General features: G+C 71.9%; 11 protein-coding genes. 3 read left to right on the top strand and 8 right to left on the bottom strand.

The features are described 5' to 3' along the window. A partial coding sequence (gene ftsY / locus D7X96_RS30845; RefSeq protein WP_244219783.1) for a signal recognition particle-docking protein FtsY occupies positions 1 to 1,493 on the top strand: 1,493 nt, incomplete at its 5' end. A 14-nt stretch (positions 1,494 to 1,507) separates the two neighbouring features. On the opposite strand, the gene D7X96_RS30840 is transcribed toward ftsY, so the two are convergent. Next, positions 1,508 to 3,349 (bottom strand): M1 family aminopeptidase, encoded by a 1,842-nt coding sequence (locus D7X96_RS30840; RefSeq protein WP_121771376.1) that lies wholly within the window; start codon positions 3,347 to 3,349, stop codon positions 1,508 to 1,510. Between the two features lie 51 nt (positions 3,350 to 3,400). Here D7X96_RS30840 and D7X96_RS30835 point away from each other — a divergent pair, with 51 nt between their 5' ends. Beyond that, on the top strand, positions 3,401 to 3,997 hold the full coding sequence (locus D7X96_RS30835; RefSeq protein WP_120552907.1) for a hypothetical protein: 597 nt from the start codon (positions 3,401 to 3,403) through the stop codon (positions 3,995 to 3,997). Here D7X96_RS30835 and D7X96_RS30830 read toward each other — a convergent pair. After that, on the bottom strand, positions 3,994 to 5,022 hold the full coding sequence (locus tag D7X96_RS30830) for a PEGA domain-containing protein (RefSeq protein ID WP_120552908.1): 1,029 nt from the start codon (positions 5,020 to 5,022) through the stop codon (positions 3,994 to 3,996). The two genes, D7X96_RS30835 and D7X96_RS30830, sit on opposite strands and share 4 nt — an antisense overlap. A gap of 85 nt (positions 5,023 to 5,107) precedes the next feature. On the opposite strand from D7X96_RS30830, the gene D7X96_RS30825 reads away from it, so the two are divergent. Next, positions 5,108 to 5,635, top strand: coding sequence for a hypothetical protein (locus tag D7X96_RS30825; protein WP_121771375.1), 528 nt, complete (start codon positions 5,108 to 5,110; stop codon positions 5,633 to 5,635). A 90-nt stretch (positions 5,636 to 5,725) separates the two neighbouring features. Here the strand turns inward: D7X96_RS30825 and D7X96_RS30820 are convergent, their stop codons facing one another. The 6 genes from D7X96_RS30820 to D7X96_RS30795 all read right to left on the bottom strand — a co-directional run bounded on the left by D7X96_RS30820 (position 5,726) and on the right by D7X96_RS30795 (position 13,197). Further along, complete coding sequence (locus D7X96_RS30820; protein ID WP_121725603.1) at positions 5,726 to 7,249, bottom strand: cellulose synthase family protein; 1,524 nt, start codon at positions 7,247 to 7,249, stop codon at positions 5,726 to 5,728. Between the two features lie 317 nt (positions 7,250 to 7,566). Continuing rightward, positions 7,567 to 8,547 carry a D-alanine--D-alanine ligase family protein gene (locus tag D7X96_RS30815; RefSeq protein WP_120552912.1) on the bottom strand — a complete coding sequence of 327 codons (981 nt, stop codon included), beginning with the start codon at positions 8,545 to 8,547 and terminating at the stop codon, positions 7,567 to 7,569. A gap of 239 nt (positions 8,548 to 8,786) precedes the next feature. Continuing rightward, positions 8,787 to 9,098: a hypothetical protein gene (locus tag D7X96_RS30810; RefSeq protein WP_120552911.1), complete on the bottom strand. Its 312-nt coding sequence runs from the start codon at positions 9,096 to 9,098 to the stop codon at positions 8,787 to 8,789. Between the two features lie 2 nt (positions 9,099 to 9,100). Beyond that, entirely contained in the window at positions 9,101 to 10,840 is a 1,740-nt protein-coding gene (locus D7X96_RS30805; protein WP_121771374.1) for a PEGA domain-containing protein, read from the bottom strand. Positions 10,841 to 10,907: 67 nt separating this feature from the next. Then, a complete protein-coding gene (locus tag D7X96_RS30800) occupies positions 10,908 to 12,224 on the bottom strand; it encodes a S41 family peptidase (RefSeq protein ID WP_370450195.1) in 1,317 nt (438 codons plus the stop codon). A 112-nt stretch (positions 12,225 to 12,336) separates the two neighbouring features. Beyond that, positions 12,337 to 13,197 carry an alpha/beta fold hydrolase gene (locus D7X96_RS30795; RefSeq protein ID WP_121771373.1) on the bottom strand — a complete coding sequence of 287 codons (861 nt, stop codon included), beginning with the start codon at positions 13,195 to 13,197 and terminating at the stop codon, positions 12,337 to 12,339. Positions 13,198 to 13,248 lie beyond the last annotated feature (51 nt).

Here is a 13,248-nt window from a genome sequence, read left to right as displayed (position 1 = left end):
CCCCCACCCCCGGCGGCGGGACGACGCAGCCGGGCACGGGCACCCCGCCGGACACCGGCCTCTCCGACGGTCAAATCGTCGGCATTGGCGGCGCGGCGGTCTTCGTCGTCCTGGCGCTCGTCGCGGCGCGGAAGCTCCTGGGCAGGAAGCGCGTGCCGGAGGCCGCCAGGAAGCCCGAAGAGGTGCCCCAGCTGCCCGCGGAGCGCCCCGAGCTGCGCGTGGAGCTGCCGCCCAACGAGGCGGAGCTCGCCCGGCGCCGCGACCTGGACGACGCCCACGCGCGCATGGACGAGCTGCGCCGGGAGCGCGAGACGGCCTCGTTCGCCGCCCATGCCGCGAAGGACCCCGCGGAGAAGGCCCGCCTGGAGGCGCAGGTCCGCGCCCTCAAGGAGCGCGAGGAGGAGGCCAAGCGCGTCGAGTACCGCGCCAAGAAGGCCCTGGACGACGAGACGCGCGAGCGCCGCAAGCGGGAGCAGGTGGAGGCGGTGCGCCTGCGCGATGAGGCCATCGCCCAGGAGGCCGCCCGCGCGGAGGCCGCCCGTCAGGCCGAGGCCGCCGCGGCGCGCGCCAAGGTGGAGGCGGAGGGTGGCCGCACGCTGGCCCAGGGGCTGGACCGCACGCGGAACCAGGGCTTCATGGCCCGGCTCAACGGCCTGTTCGGCGGCCAGCGCACCATGGACGAGTCCGTCCTGTCGGAGCTGGAGGAGATTCTGTTCACCGCCGACATCGGCGTGCGCACCGCGGACCACCTGGTGGAGGTGGCGCGCGACAAGCTCAAGCGCAACGAACTGAAGGACCCGGAGCGCATCAAGGGCGCCATCCGCGACGAGGTGGCGCGCATGGTGGACCTGCCCGTGCCGCGCTCGCTGGAGGGCGGTGGCCCGCCGCACGTGGTGATGGTGGTGGGCGTCAACGGCGCCGGGAAGACGACGACCATCGGCAAGCTGGCCGCGCAGCTCACCGGCCAGGGCAAGAAGGTGGTGCTCGCCGCGGGCGACACCTTCCGCGCCGCCGCCACGGAGCAGCTGGACGTGTGGGCCGAGCGCGCCGGGGCCCAGCTGGTGAAGGGCCCGGAGAACGGCGACCCGAGCGCCGTCATCTTCGAGGCGGTGAAGAAGGCTCAAGCGGAAGGCGCGGACGTCATCATCGCGGACACCGCGGGCCGGCTGCACACCAAGGCCCCGCTCATGGAGGAGCTCAAGAAGGTCAAGCGCGTGATGGACAAGGCGCTGCCCGGCGCGCCCCATGAAATCCTGCTCGTGCTGGACTCCACCAACGGGCAGAACGCCATCCAGCAGGCCAAGCAGTTCCACGAAGCCGTGGGCGTCAGCGCCATCGCGCTCACCAAGCTGGACGGCACCGCCAAGGGCGGCGTCATCATCGGCATCTGCGACGAACTGAAGCTGCCCGTGGTCTGGGTGGGCGTGGGCGAGAAGATCGCCGACCTGCGCCGCTTCGAGCCGCGCGAGTTCGTGCAGGCGCTGTTCGACTGACCGTTGCCTTCGCCCTACTGCCCCATGAGCTGGGGCAGCAGCTGTTCCAGAAGCTCCTGCGTCTGGGCGTCCAGCTTCACGCCGCCCATGGCGCCGCCGCCCATGGCCTCCATCAGCCCCTGGAGGTCCGCGGCGCCCAGGTCCTCGTCGCCGTGGGACTCCTCCCACCAGCGCGTGCGCAGCTGGGTGAGCGCCTTCGCGTTCGCGGGGCTCGCCTTCGCCAGCTCCTGCGTGAAGCACGCCTTGCACGCCCACTTGAAGCGGTACGTGTCCACGTACGCGCGCAGGGCCTTGAAGAAGGCGCTGTCCCCCACCAGCTTGCGCGACGCGTGGTGCAGCAGCGGCGCCTTGCCGTACACGAGCGCGCCGTACTCCAGTTCGCCGCCGTCGAAGTCGCCCGTGGGCCGGTCCGCGCGGCCGTCGCTGCCGCCCGTCATCCGGTAGAACTGGTAGGGCATCACCAGGGCCTCGTTGCGCAGGGACTCGGCGGCCTCCGGGCCGTGGGCCCACTCCATGTAGAGGAGCGCCGCGTACTGGGCCAGGGACTCGTCCACCACCGGGTCGCGGATGGGGTCCGAGCCCACGAGCCCCGCGAAGTACTGGTGCGCCACCTCGTGCGCCACGGTGAACTCCAGCGTGCGCTCCAGGGACGCGCCCACCTGCGCGCCCACCTGGGACAGCATCGCGGCGCCCTGCGCGTCCAGCAGCTCCTGGATGGCCTCCATGCCGGGCATGCCCACCAGCATGGACAGCGGGTCCTGCTTCGCGCGGTAGAGGGACGTGCCCACCGTCACCAGCCCCGGGAACTCCATGCCGCCCGCGCCGCCGCTCAAGGGCGCCTGCACCACGCGGAAGTGGGTGTAGGGCAGCGGGCCCAGGCGCTTCTCGAACTCCGTCAGGGCCTGCGACGCGTACTTGAGCACGCGCTTGCCGACGGCCGCGTCCTGCGCCGCGAAGTGGCTCTCCACCGTGACGCCGTTCACCGTGGCCGTGGCGGACTGGTAGCCGCGCGTCACCAGCACCGGGAAGTCGCGCACCGCCGCCGCCGCGAAGCTGTAGCGCACCCGGCCGTCGCGCTCCGGCACCGCGCCCATGGGCGTCCCGGTGGCGTGCGCGGACCAGCCCGGCGGCACGGTGAGCGTGGCCAGCACGTGCGCGGGCTCGTACAGCGCCAGGTCTCCCAGCCCCTGCGGACCGGCCCACGGCTGGCCCCGGTCATCCACCGGGGGCACCTGCGGCACCACGCCCACCAGGCTCACCACGTCCGCCGTGGCGGAGAAGGCCCCGTGGTCGTCCGCGCCGCCGCCCCTGGCGCTCCCGCCCAGGAGCCCGCCCGAGCCCATCAGCGACTCCGCGCCCGGCGCCGCCCTGGGCACCGTGCCCTTCACCGAGACCTCCAGCGACAGCGCGCCGCCCGGGGCCACCGGAGGGTCTACAGCGATGCGCTGCAGCGTGGGCTCCGGCCCCAGCTCCAGCGTCACGGCCTTCTCGTTGAGCTTCGCGCCGGAGAGCGTCACCTGGCGCGAGCGGGTGTTGGGCGTCAGCCGCAGGTACAGCTCCGTCACCGGCCTGGGCCCCTTCGCCACCAGCCGCACCTGCACCTTGCCCCAGACGCGCCGCTCCTTCGGCTCCACCTCCAGCTGGACCCGGTAGAGCGGCACGGACTCCAGCGGCCCCAAGGCCTTCGCGGCCCGGTCCCGCTCCTCCGGCTTCAGGTGCTGGAGGCACAGCTGCACCTCCGGCGCCACGCTGCCGGCGCCCGGGACAGCGGGCGCGGCGGGGGCGGGAGGAGCCGCCGCGGCCACGGGGCCCGCGGCCAGCGCGCACAACAGCCACCATCCGGGGAGGGTCCGCATGGGGGGCATGCTAATTGACCCCGTCCAGGGCCGCTCGCTACAAGCCTCCGGGTGCGCCACTCGCGAACGTTGACCCTCTCCGCCGCCGCGCTGAGCCTCCTGGCCTGCGCGAAGCAGGTTCCCCCGTCCACCGCCGCCGCGCCGCCCGAGCCACGCTCGGTGCAGCTGCTAGGCGCCACGCCGGAGCGCGAGACGGCGCGCCTGGAGGGGAAGCGCGAGGACGTGGAGGTGGACACCCGCGAGGGCGAGCGCACGCCGCGCGTCGTCGCCACCGGAGAGACGCCCCAGCTGCTGCTGGACGGCGCCAAGGCCAGCCTCTGCGGAGACGCGGCCTGCACGCAGGGCTTCGCCGTGGACAACTTCCTCCTGCTGGAGGTGCTGGACACGAAGGGGAAGGTGTCGCGCCGCGCCGCCGTGGGCTTCGCGGACAGCGTCTTCATTGGCAACGAGCAGGTGGACAACGTGGGCCGGCGCGCCTTCAGCTTCGAGGCCAACGAGGTGGACCTCACCGCCCTCCTGCCGGAGTCCGAGCCCTTCCGCATCCGCGCCACCGCGCTGGACTACTGGGGCGTGGGCCGCGTGACGAACGTCTTCCTGCGGCTGGAGCCGGGCGCGGGCCGCTCAGAAGACGACCTGCGGGGCCACTAGAAGCGCAGGCCGTTCGCGGGTGCGACGGGGCGCAGGCCGGAGAAGCCAATCTGGCCGTCGCACGGACCGCCGCACACGTCGTTCGAGGAGAGCTCCGCGGGGCTCCGGGTCACCGCGTAGGCCCCGGCGCCCGCCGCGGCGGCCACCACGCCCACGCCCACCCAGACGTACCACTTCTGGTACCAGGCCTTGCTGGTGCTCTCCTTCACCTCCGGCGGCTGCTCGGTGCCCAGCGCCAGCCCGGGCTGGTCCATGGGCTCCGAGGGCTGCTTCGAGGGCTCCAGCACCGTCGAGCGCGGCGCGTCGTCCGTCTTCGGCGTCGCCGTCGCCATCGGCTCGGTGACGGGACGCAGGCGCCCCTCCACGACGTAGAGCTGGCCGGCGCGCACGTTGATGTTCTTCACGTCCTTGAGCCCCGGCCCGCGGAACTCGATTTCGTGCGGTCCCTGGGACAGGGGGTGGTTCTCGATGGGGGCGGAGCCCACGCGCGTCCCGTCCACGTACACCGTGACGCGGGGCACGTCCGCGCGCAGGGTGGCGAAGCCCGTCGCCGCGTCCAGCGCGACCGTCAGCTCCGTGGCCAGGCCCGCGGTCAGCGTCACCTGCTGGTTGAAGTCCGAGTAGTTCTGACGGCGCGCGGTGACCGTGTGCTCCCCCGGCGTCAGCTCCAGCGGCGTCTGGGGGTTCACCTCCTGGCCGTCCACCGTCACCTTCGCGCCGCGCGCGTTGCTGCCCAGCTTGAGCACGAGCGTGGCCTTGGCCGGGGTCGCGTCCTCGGCGGTGGCCGTGGCGGCGCCCTTGCCCGCCTTGCCCTTGCGCGTGGTGACCTTCTTCTCCTTGGGCGGCGTCTTCTTCTTCGCCGTCGCCTTCGGCGGCTTCGCGGCCTTGGTCTTGCCCTTGGGCTTCGAGGGCTTCGTGTCCTCCGACGAGGGGCCGAGGAGCGCGTCAATGTCCTGGGCGAACGCAGCGGAGGGCAGCGCGAGGGTGGCGACGAGCGACAGGATGGCGAAGCGGCGAAGACTCATGTCGGACCGAAGGTTAGAGAGTCATCCCAGGGGAAGCAAACACCGTCCCACCGGGCCGTCCGTTGGGAGAATATCCGCGCCCCATATGCACCGCGCCCTCGTCACCCTCCCCCTTGGCCTCTGTGTCCTCTCGCTCGCGGCCTGTCCGGGCAAGGCCCCACCCCGGGTGGAGACCTCCACGGCCTCCGTGCCGCCCCCCATCCACGTGCCGCCCGGTTGCGAGAAGGACCAGTCAGGCGACTACCACCACGCCCAGAACCCGGCCTTCCGCTACCTGGGCCAGGACGACGGCCGCACCCTGACGCTCGCGGTGGTGCGGGCGTGGGCGGATGGAGGCGTGGAGTCCCCGGACGCGGGCTCGGTGGGCATCGTCCTCACCCGCACGCCCCAGGGCTTCGTGGGCGAGACGCGCGCCACCGGCTTCAGCGCCTCCGGCACGCCCTGCCCTGTCGCCTTCCCGACGGAGGCCGTGGCCTGCACCGACGCCGGCCTCACGCTGAGGGCCGCGTCCAGCACCGCCATCGACGAGGGCTGCCGCCCCGCGACCTCCGGCCCCGCCCCGGTGCGCCAGGAGCAGGTGCTGCTGCGCGGCGCCCCCGACGCCGGCAGGTAGGCCCCAAAGCACCGCGCCGCCCTCCCCGCCCTGGAGGCCCAGGAGGGAAGCGGCGGCGCGAGGTGACCTGCGGAAGCGGCGGGGAGCGGATCAGGCCGCCTGGCGCGGCTGCTCCTCGGAGGAGGCCACCGCGGGAGCGGCGTCCGGCGCCTTCGCCCGGCCCGACAGGCCCTGCAGCAGGCTGGACACGCCCACGTAGAGGAAGCCCGCCAGGAACAGGATGATGAAGGGCACCGACGTGTAGATGCGCGAGTCGATGGCGAACCACAGCGCCCCGGTGAAGTAGGCGGCGAAGAGCAGTTCCACCACCGGCATCAGCGTCTTGCTGCCCCGGTAGCTCTTCTTCACGGCCTTGACGCTCTTGCCTTCCGCGCCCGTCTTCGGCGTGCGCGCGAAGCCCGACTGCTGGTTGAGCAGCGCCTCGCCCACGGCCTTCGCGTTGTTGATGGCCAGGCCGATGCCCAGGCTCATCAGGAAGGGCAGGTACTTGAAGCGCTCCCAGCCCTTCACGCCGCGCTCGCGCTGGGCGGCCACGTAGAAGACGCAGACGCTGGCCGTCGCGGTGATGAAGAAGGGCAGGTCCAGGAACAGCGTGCCGTACAGCCCGTGCTGGAAGCGCACCACCATGCTGATGGGCATCAGCACGGACAGGAGCACCATCAACAGGTAGGCCATGTTGTTGGTGAGGTGGAAGAAGGCCTCGCGCTTCACCAGCAGCGGCAGGTCGCTCTTGAGGATGGTGGGCAGGAGCTTCTTCGCCGTCTGGATGGAGCCCTTGGCCCAGCGGTGCTGCTGGCTCTTGAAGGCGTTCATGTCCACCGGCACCTCCGCGGGGGAGATGACCTCCGGGAGGAAGATGAACTGCCAGCCCTTCAGCTGGGCGCGGTAGGACAGGTCCAGGTCCTCCGTGAGCGTGTCGTGCTGCCAGCCGCCCGCGTCGGAGATGGTGCTGCGGCGCCAGATGCCCGCGGTGCCGTTGAAGTTGAAGAAGCACCCGGCGCGGTTGCGCGCGGTGTGCTCGATGATGAAGTGGCCGTCCAGGAAGATGCTCTGCGCCTGCGTGAGGATGCTGAACTCACGGTTCAGGTGGCCCCAGCGCACCTGCACCATGCCCACCTTCGCGTCCGCGAAGAAGGGCACCGTGCGCATCAGGAAGTCGGGGCTGGGGACGAAGTCCGCGTCGAACACCGCCACGTACTCGCCCGTGGCCAGCTTGAGGCCGTTCTCCAGCGCGCCCGCCTTGAAGCCCTGGCGGTTGACGCGGTGGATGTAGACGATGTCGTGGCCCTTCTGCCGGTGGCGCTCCACGCACGCGCGCGCGATGCCGCACGTCTCGTCCGTGGAGTCGTCCAGCACCTGGATCTCCAGCAGCTCGCGCGGGTAGTCGATGCGGCACACCGACTCCACCAGGCGCTCCACCACGTACATCTCGTTGAAGATGGGCAGCTGGATGGTTACACGAGGCAGCGCCTTCAGCGTGCCATTGGGCGTCGGCAGCTTGAACTTGTGGCGGTAGTACAGAAACGCCATGCGGTAGCGGTGGGAGCCGTAGACTCCCAGCACGCTCAGCAAGCTGAAGTAGACTGCCAGGAAGATGATCTCGACGGTGGTCATCGGTGACGCTCAGCCCCTCCCACTGGCACTGGCGCCAGCGGTCCTACCAGACGTGGCGGCATGCCGACCGACCGCTCACGCTGACCGCCGCCTGTGGGTCTGCTGAGCCCCGCCCCGTATGTGCCCGAAAAGACTGGGCTTTGACCTTCCGGCTACTGATCGCCGGCGGACAATAGGGAGCCACCCGGGTCGTGTCAAACTATTCCCCGGATTCGAGAGGCTTTGAACGGCGGTTTTGACGCAGGTTGTCACCCCCTTCTTCCCTGCGTCAGGGCGCTGCCGGGACGACGTCCCAGGTGCTCCGAGCGGCGGAGGACCTAGCGCACGGCGCGCAGGGGCACGGGAGCGGTGGGCGCGAACGCGGGGCCCTCCTCGGCGACGTGGGACTCGTCGCGGGTGGCGCGATCCAGCACGCCCTGCACCAGCGCGGGGAAGTCCAGGCCGGCGCGGGCGGCGATCTTCGGCAGGAGGCTGGTGGGCGTGAAGCCCGGCAGGGTGTTCACCTCCAGGACGACGTCGTTCTCCGTGTCGGAGCACATCAGGTCCACGCGGCCGTAGCCCCGGCAGCCCAGGGCGCGGTAGGCGGCCAGCGCCAGGGTCTCCACGTTGACGCGGCGGGTGTCGGACAGGCGGGGCGGCAGGAAGTACTGGGCGCCGGCGCCCTTGTACTTGGCCTCGTAGTCGAAGCCCTCGCGCGGGTAGGACACCTCGCAGCTGCCCAGCACGCTGTCGCCGAGGATGCCCACCGTCACCTCCTGCCCCTGGACGAAGCGCTCCACCAGGGCCTCTCCGCCGAAGCGGCACGCCTGGGCCACCGCGGGCACCAGCGCCCCGGCGTCATGCACCACGGACAGGCCCACGGACGAGCCGCCCTTCGCGGGCTTCACCACGCAGGGAAAGCCGCTGTCGCCGTGCAGCTCCAGGGCGCGCCCGGCGTCCGCGCGGGCCACCCGGTAGCCCCGGGGCGAGGCCAGGTTGTGCAGCTGGAAGAGCTTCTTCGCCATGGGCTTGTCCATGGCCAGCGCGGAGGCCAGCACGCCGGAGCCGGTGTACGGAATCTCCAGCAGCTCCAGGAGGCCCTGCACGCGGCCGTCCTCGCCCATGCGGCCGTGCAGCGCGAGGAAGGCCACGTCGAGGTCCGCCGCGCGCAGCGCCCGGTCCAGGCCCGGGCCCGCGAAGACGCGGGTGACGGTGTGCCCCAGGGTCTCCAGGGCCGCCACCACGGCCTCCCCCGTCTTGAGCGAAATCTCCCGCTCCTCGCCCCACCCGCCCATCAGCACTCCCACGCGCTTGCCCATGTCGATGATGCCTCCCTGGGCCCGCCTCAGAGCACGGATGATGCCACGCACCGGCCGTGGTTCCCGGCGCGGACGTGGCGTCCAAGTGACTGGAATGACGGGGGTTTCCGCGGGCCACCCTCGGGCAGGCAGCCGTGTCCGGGGGGACACGGCGCGGCCCGGCGGCCACGTGCGGGAGTGTTTACAGGGCGCCGCGCCCCAGGGCTCCCAGGGCGCGGCGCGAAAACCCGCGCGGGACGTCAGCCCCCGTCGCCGAGGCCGCCGTCGGACAGCAGACCGCCATCCGTGAGGCCGGCGTCCGTGCTGCCACCGGCGTCGGACGTGCCGGCATCGGACGTGCCCGCGTCGGTGGTGCCGGCGTCACCGGTACCGGCGTCACCGGTGGGGGTGCCGTCCTCGGAGGTGCAGACCTCGTCGCGGCAGACGTAGCCCTCCAGGCACTGGCCGCGGTCGCAGGGCTGCCCTTCGGGGTCGAAGCTGACGAGCAGGCTGCAGGCGGACAGGCCCATGACGAGGGCCGAGGGAACGATGAGCGATGAAAGGCGGCGCATGGCTAGTAGTTCCGGAGATCGTCTTCGTCGAGCTTGGGGCGCTTCTTCTCTTCCTCGCGCTTGCGCCGGGCGTCTTCCTCCGCCTTGCGCTTCGCCTCCTCGTCCGCCTTGCGCTTCGCCTCCTCCTCCTCCTTCTTGCGCTGCTCCTCCTCGCGCTTGAGGCGGGCGGCCTCCTCACGCTGGCGCCGGGCCTCGGCCTCGCGCTCCTTGCGCGTCATCTTCTTCGCGGGCTGCGAAGGCGGCGGCATGGGCAGCGCCTCCTTCATGGGCTTTTCGTCACGGGCCGGCGCGGCGCGCTCGGACGGCGTGCTCGCGGGGGCGCTGGACGACGAGCCCCCACCCTTCTTCTTGTAGAACGCCAGGTAGCTGCCGGCGCCCGCGGAAACGAGGCCCGCCAGCACGCCGATGTCCGCCACCAGCGCGTACGTCTTGCCGGTGCTCTTCAGGTCCTCCGCGCGCGTGCTGCCCTGCGGAGCCGTCTTGAACGCGTCCGACTTGGAGGAGGCCTCCAGGCCGAAGTAGATGCCGCCCGCCAGGAGCGCCACGCCCGTGGCCAGCAGCACGTAGCCCGCGGTCTGGCGGCTCACGCCTCCGCCGCCGGCGAAGTGCTTCACCGGCTTGCCGTCCACGCGCGCCGCGTCCTGGGCCACCAGCCCCGTCAGCAGCGCCTCGGAGCCCGTGGCCATGGCCTCGCCGCGCGGCACCTGGCCCAGCGCGTACGCCTGGTTGTGGCCGTCCGCCACGTCCATCCGCAGGCCGGTGACCGTCAGGGGCGCGTTGCCCGGGCCGCCGCGCACCACCAGCGCCAGCACCTGCGGCACGCCCGCGAGCGCGCCCAGCTCCTGCAGCGCCTGGTCCCGCTCCTCGTCGTCGGGGTTCTTCGCGATGCGGTCCACGATGGCGGCGTAGCGCTGCTGCACCGGCAGCTTCGTGAGCGTGAAGGAGGCGTCGCCCTCGCGAGCCCGACCTTCCGTCACGGCGTAGCCCGGCGCCAGCAGCGTCACGTAGTGGTCCGCGCGCGTCAGGCCCGTGAGCGACAGCGGGGACACGCCCCGGTAGGTGCCGTCCACGAACACCTGCGCGCCAGCGGGCTGCGTGCGCACGTTGAGCGTGGCCTGCGCGCCGTCCAGCTGCGCCTTGCGCTCCTTCTCCACGAAGGCCACTTCCTCCGGCGGGAAGAAGTTCGGGTTGAACGTGGCGCGCGGATCCACCGCGAGCACGCCGCGCATCTCCAGCTCCGCGGCCTTGTTCTCGCCGTTGGCCACCTGGGTGGCGGCCTTCATCACGCGTGCGCGGCTGAGCAGCGGGAACGCGCGCGACAGGTCCGCCTGCTCGTAGGCCTTCACGGCCTTGTCGAAGCTCTGGAGCGCCTTCACGGTGTCCAGTTCGTCGTACGCCTTCGCGCCGTCCTTGAACGCGGCGTTGCCCTCCACCGCCTTCGCCTGGCGCGCGGCCGCGCCCTGGGCGTCCAGCGCGTCCGTCAAACGCACCAGCTCCATCCGGCCGGAGCGGGCCACGGCCTGCTCCGCCCAGTGCGCCAGCGCCTGCGCCTCACCCTCGAGCGAGGCCTCCACGGGAATGGCCACCACCGCCACGCGGGGGCCCGTCGCCGCCGGCAGCGTTCGCGGCATCAGCCGCAGCGGTACGTGTTGCTGCTGCGCAAAGGCGGGGCCCATGGCCAGCATTCCCACCAGCCAGCCACTGAGCGTCGCGTGCAGCGCGCGATTGAAAGGACGTCGCATCCGGTCTCCCTCGTTGCTGTGCGCATTACACGCACTGCGAGGCGGAACGCCACCTCGAAAGGGGGTTTCAGCGACCCGCGGTGCTCCCGGAGGCCCGGGACGCGGGCCCTGGCGCCAACCCATGGAGGTAGTTGAGCGCGACCTTCAGCTGTGGATCCGCCAGCTTCGCCGTCACCGCCCAGTCCTTCAGGTTCGCGGGCAGCGTCCGGGGCTGGGAGGCGACCTCCGACGTCGTCTGGGACGGCTCCGCCTTGAAGTGCCTGCGCAGGTCCTTCTCCCGGGGCGCGTCGACTCCCTTCCCGGAGGCGTCCTCCGGCACCAGGAAGTCCGGCGTGATGCCCTTCTCCTGGATGCTGCGGCCCTTGGGCGTGTAGTAGCGCGCGATGGTGAGCTTCAGGCCGGAGCCGTCCTCCAGCTCGATGAGGGTCTGCACGCTGCCCTTGCCGAAGGTCTGCGTGCCCATGATGACCGCGCGGCCGTGGTCCTGGAGCGCGCCCGCGACAATCTCCGACGCGGAGGCGCTGCCCGCGTTGACCAGCACCACCAGCGGGTAGTCCTTCTCCGTGTCGCGGTCGCGGCTCTTCTCCTCCGAGGCATTGCGGCCGTCGCGCCCGCGCGTGGACACGATGGGCAGGTTGCCCGGCAGGAAGCGGTCGCTCATGGCCACGGCCTGATCCAACAGGCCGCCGGGGTTGTTGCGCAGGTCCAGCACCAGGCCATCCAGCTCCTTGCCTCCGTTGAGCGCGCGCAGCCGGTCCAGCTCCTTCTTCAGCGACAGGTCCGTGCGGTCCTGGAAGTTCTTCACCTTCACGTGGCCGATGCCGTCGTAGAGCGCGCCCTCCACGGACACGATGCGGATGTGGTCGCGCAGGATGGCCAGCTCCCGGGGGGCGCTGAAGCCCGCGCGCATGAGCGTGAGCAGCACGCGGCCGCCCGCGGGTCCGCGCATCTTCTGGAGCGCCCGGGCCAGGTCCATGCCCTGGGTGCTCTCCCCGTCGATGGCGAGCAGTTCGTCCCCGGCCTTGATGCCCGCGCGCGCCGCGGGCGTGTCGTCGATGGGCGCCACCACCACCAGCCGGTCGCCCTTGCGCGCGATTTCGATGCCTAGGCCGCCGAACTCGCCGGACGTGTCGATCTTCATCTCCCGGAAGATTTCCGGGGGCATGAAGAGGGTGTGCGGATCCAACGTGTCCAGCATCCCCTGGATGGCGCCCTGGATGAGCGTCTTGCGGTCCACGCTCTCCACGTAGTTGTTCTCCACGTAGGAGAGCACGCGCGCGAACAGCTCCAGCTGGCGGTAGGCGGACTCCTCCCGGCTGGCCGCGTCCCCTGGCTTCTGCGCGAGCGCGGGCGCGCCCCACACGAGGAGCGCGGCGAATCCCATGCGCCACGGCTTCGGGAAACGAATCACGGGAGCGCGTCCTCGGGGGTCGGGTGGAAGGGGCCGTCGCAAGGCCTTCCGAGTCTACACCCGGCCCGCCGGACGATTCCCGCCCTTAGAGGCGGGCCCGGTCCGCGAAGCCCACCAGGTGGGACACGAACGCGTCCGGCCGCTCCATCTGCGGCACGTGGCCAAAGCCCTCCACCACGTGCACCTCCGCCTGGGCGGGCAGGTGCAGCCGGTACCAGGCGAGGATTTCCGGCGGCAGCAGCCGCTCGCTGCCGCCCCAGAGGAAGAGCACCGGCATCTTCAAATCTCGCACCGCCTGGGGCGCGATGCTCGCCTGCGTCGCGAGCGCGTCCGCCGCGAGCGCCTGCACCGTGGGCGTCGTGTAGAGCCTGCGCAGCGCCGGAGCGAGCAGCAGCGCGCCCAGGGGCGGCTGGTGGAAGAGCTTGCGCGTCAGGGCGCGGACGTCCGCGCTGGACTTCACCGCGAAGTGTCCCAGGAGCGCCGCCAGCGCATCAGGCGTCAGCTCCGCGCCCGCGGGGGCCACCAGCGCCAGGGCCCTCACCCAGGCCGAGTGCTGGGCCGCCAGGTTGACGGCCATGGCCCCGCCCAGCGAGTTGCCCACCACGAGGGCAGGCGTCTTCACCACGTCCTCGAAGTAGGCGCGCAGCACGTCGAACTGGCTCTGCACGCAGGTGGGGCCGCCGCAGTACTCGCCGGAGAAGCCGTGACCCGGCAGGTCCGGCGCGAGCACGCGCGAGAAGCGCTTCGCCAGCCCGAAGAACGTGCGCCCGAAGCCGTTGGCGGAGCCGCCCAGCCCGTGCACCAGCACCACCGGAGGGCCCTTGCCCTGCCCCTCCAGCGCGTAGTGGTGCACCGCCTGCCCACCCACGCTCACCGTCTCCGACTCCACGCCCCGCGCAACGAGCACGCGGCGCATCGCCTCTTGCATCCCACCCATCAGGTCCACGCGAGGGCCTCCTTCGTCCACCGACGACCGCCAGCTTCTAACGCTCCTCCA

It is taken from the genome of Corallococcus interemptor (assembly GCF_003668875.1).
Classification (GTDB): domain Bacteria; phylum Myxococcota; class Myxococcia; order Myxococcales; family Myxococcaceae; genus Corallococcus; species Corallococcus interemptor.
This window is presented reverse-complemented; position numbering and strand designations above follow the sequence as displayed.

What these genes read in the sequence shown, in the direction of transcription:
- D7X96_RS30830 (WP_120552908.1), bottom strand. Translation starts at nt 5,022, where the DNA reads ATGAGTCTTCGCCGCTTCGCCATCCTGTCGCTCGTCGCCACCCTCGCG.
- D7X96_RS30805 (WP_121771374.1), bottom strand. Translation starts at nt 10,840, where the DNA reads ATGCGACGTCCTTTCAATCGCGCGCTGCACGCGACGCTCAGTGGCTGG.
- D7X96_RS30825 (WP_121771375.1), top strand. Translation starts at nt 5,108, where the DNA reads ATGCACCGCGCCCTCGTCACCCTCCCCCTTGGCCTCTGTGTCCTCTCG.
- D7X96_RS30840 (WP_121771376.1), bottom strand. Translation starts at nt 3,349, where the DNA reads ATGCGGACCCTCCCCGGATGGTGGCTGTTGTGCGCGCTGGCCGCGGGC.
- D7X96_RS30800 (WP_370450195.1), bottom strand. Translation starts at nt 12,224, where the DNA reads ATGGGATTCGCCGCGCTCCTCGTGTGGGGCGCGCCCGCGCTCGCGCAG.
- D7X96_RS30820 (WP_121725603.1), bottom strand. Translation starts at nt 7,249, where the DNA reads ATGACCACCGTCGAGATCATCTTCCTGGCAGTCTACTTCAGCTTGCTG.
- D7X96_RS30810 (WP_120552911.1), bottom strand. Translation starts at nt 9,098, where the DNA reads ATGCGCCGCCTTTCATCGCTCATCGTTCCCTCGGCCCTCGTCATGGGC.
- D7X96_RS30815 (WP_120552912.1), bottom strand. Translation starts at nt 8,547, where the DNA reads ATGGGCAAGCGCGTGGGAGTGCTGATGGGCGGGTGGGGCGAGGAGCGG.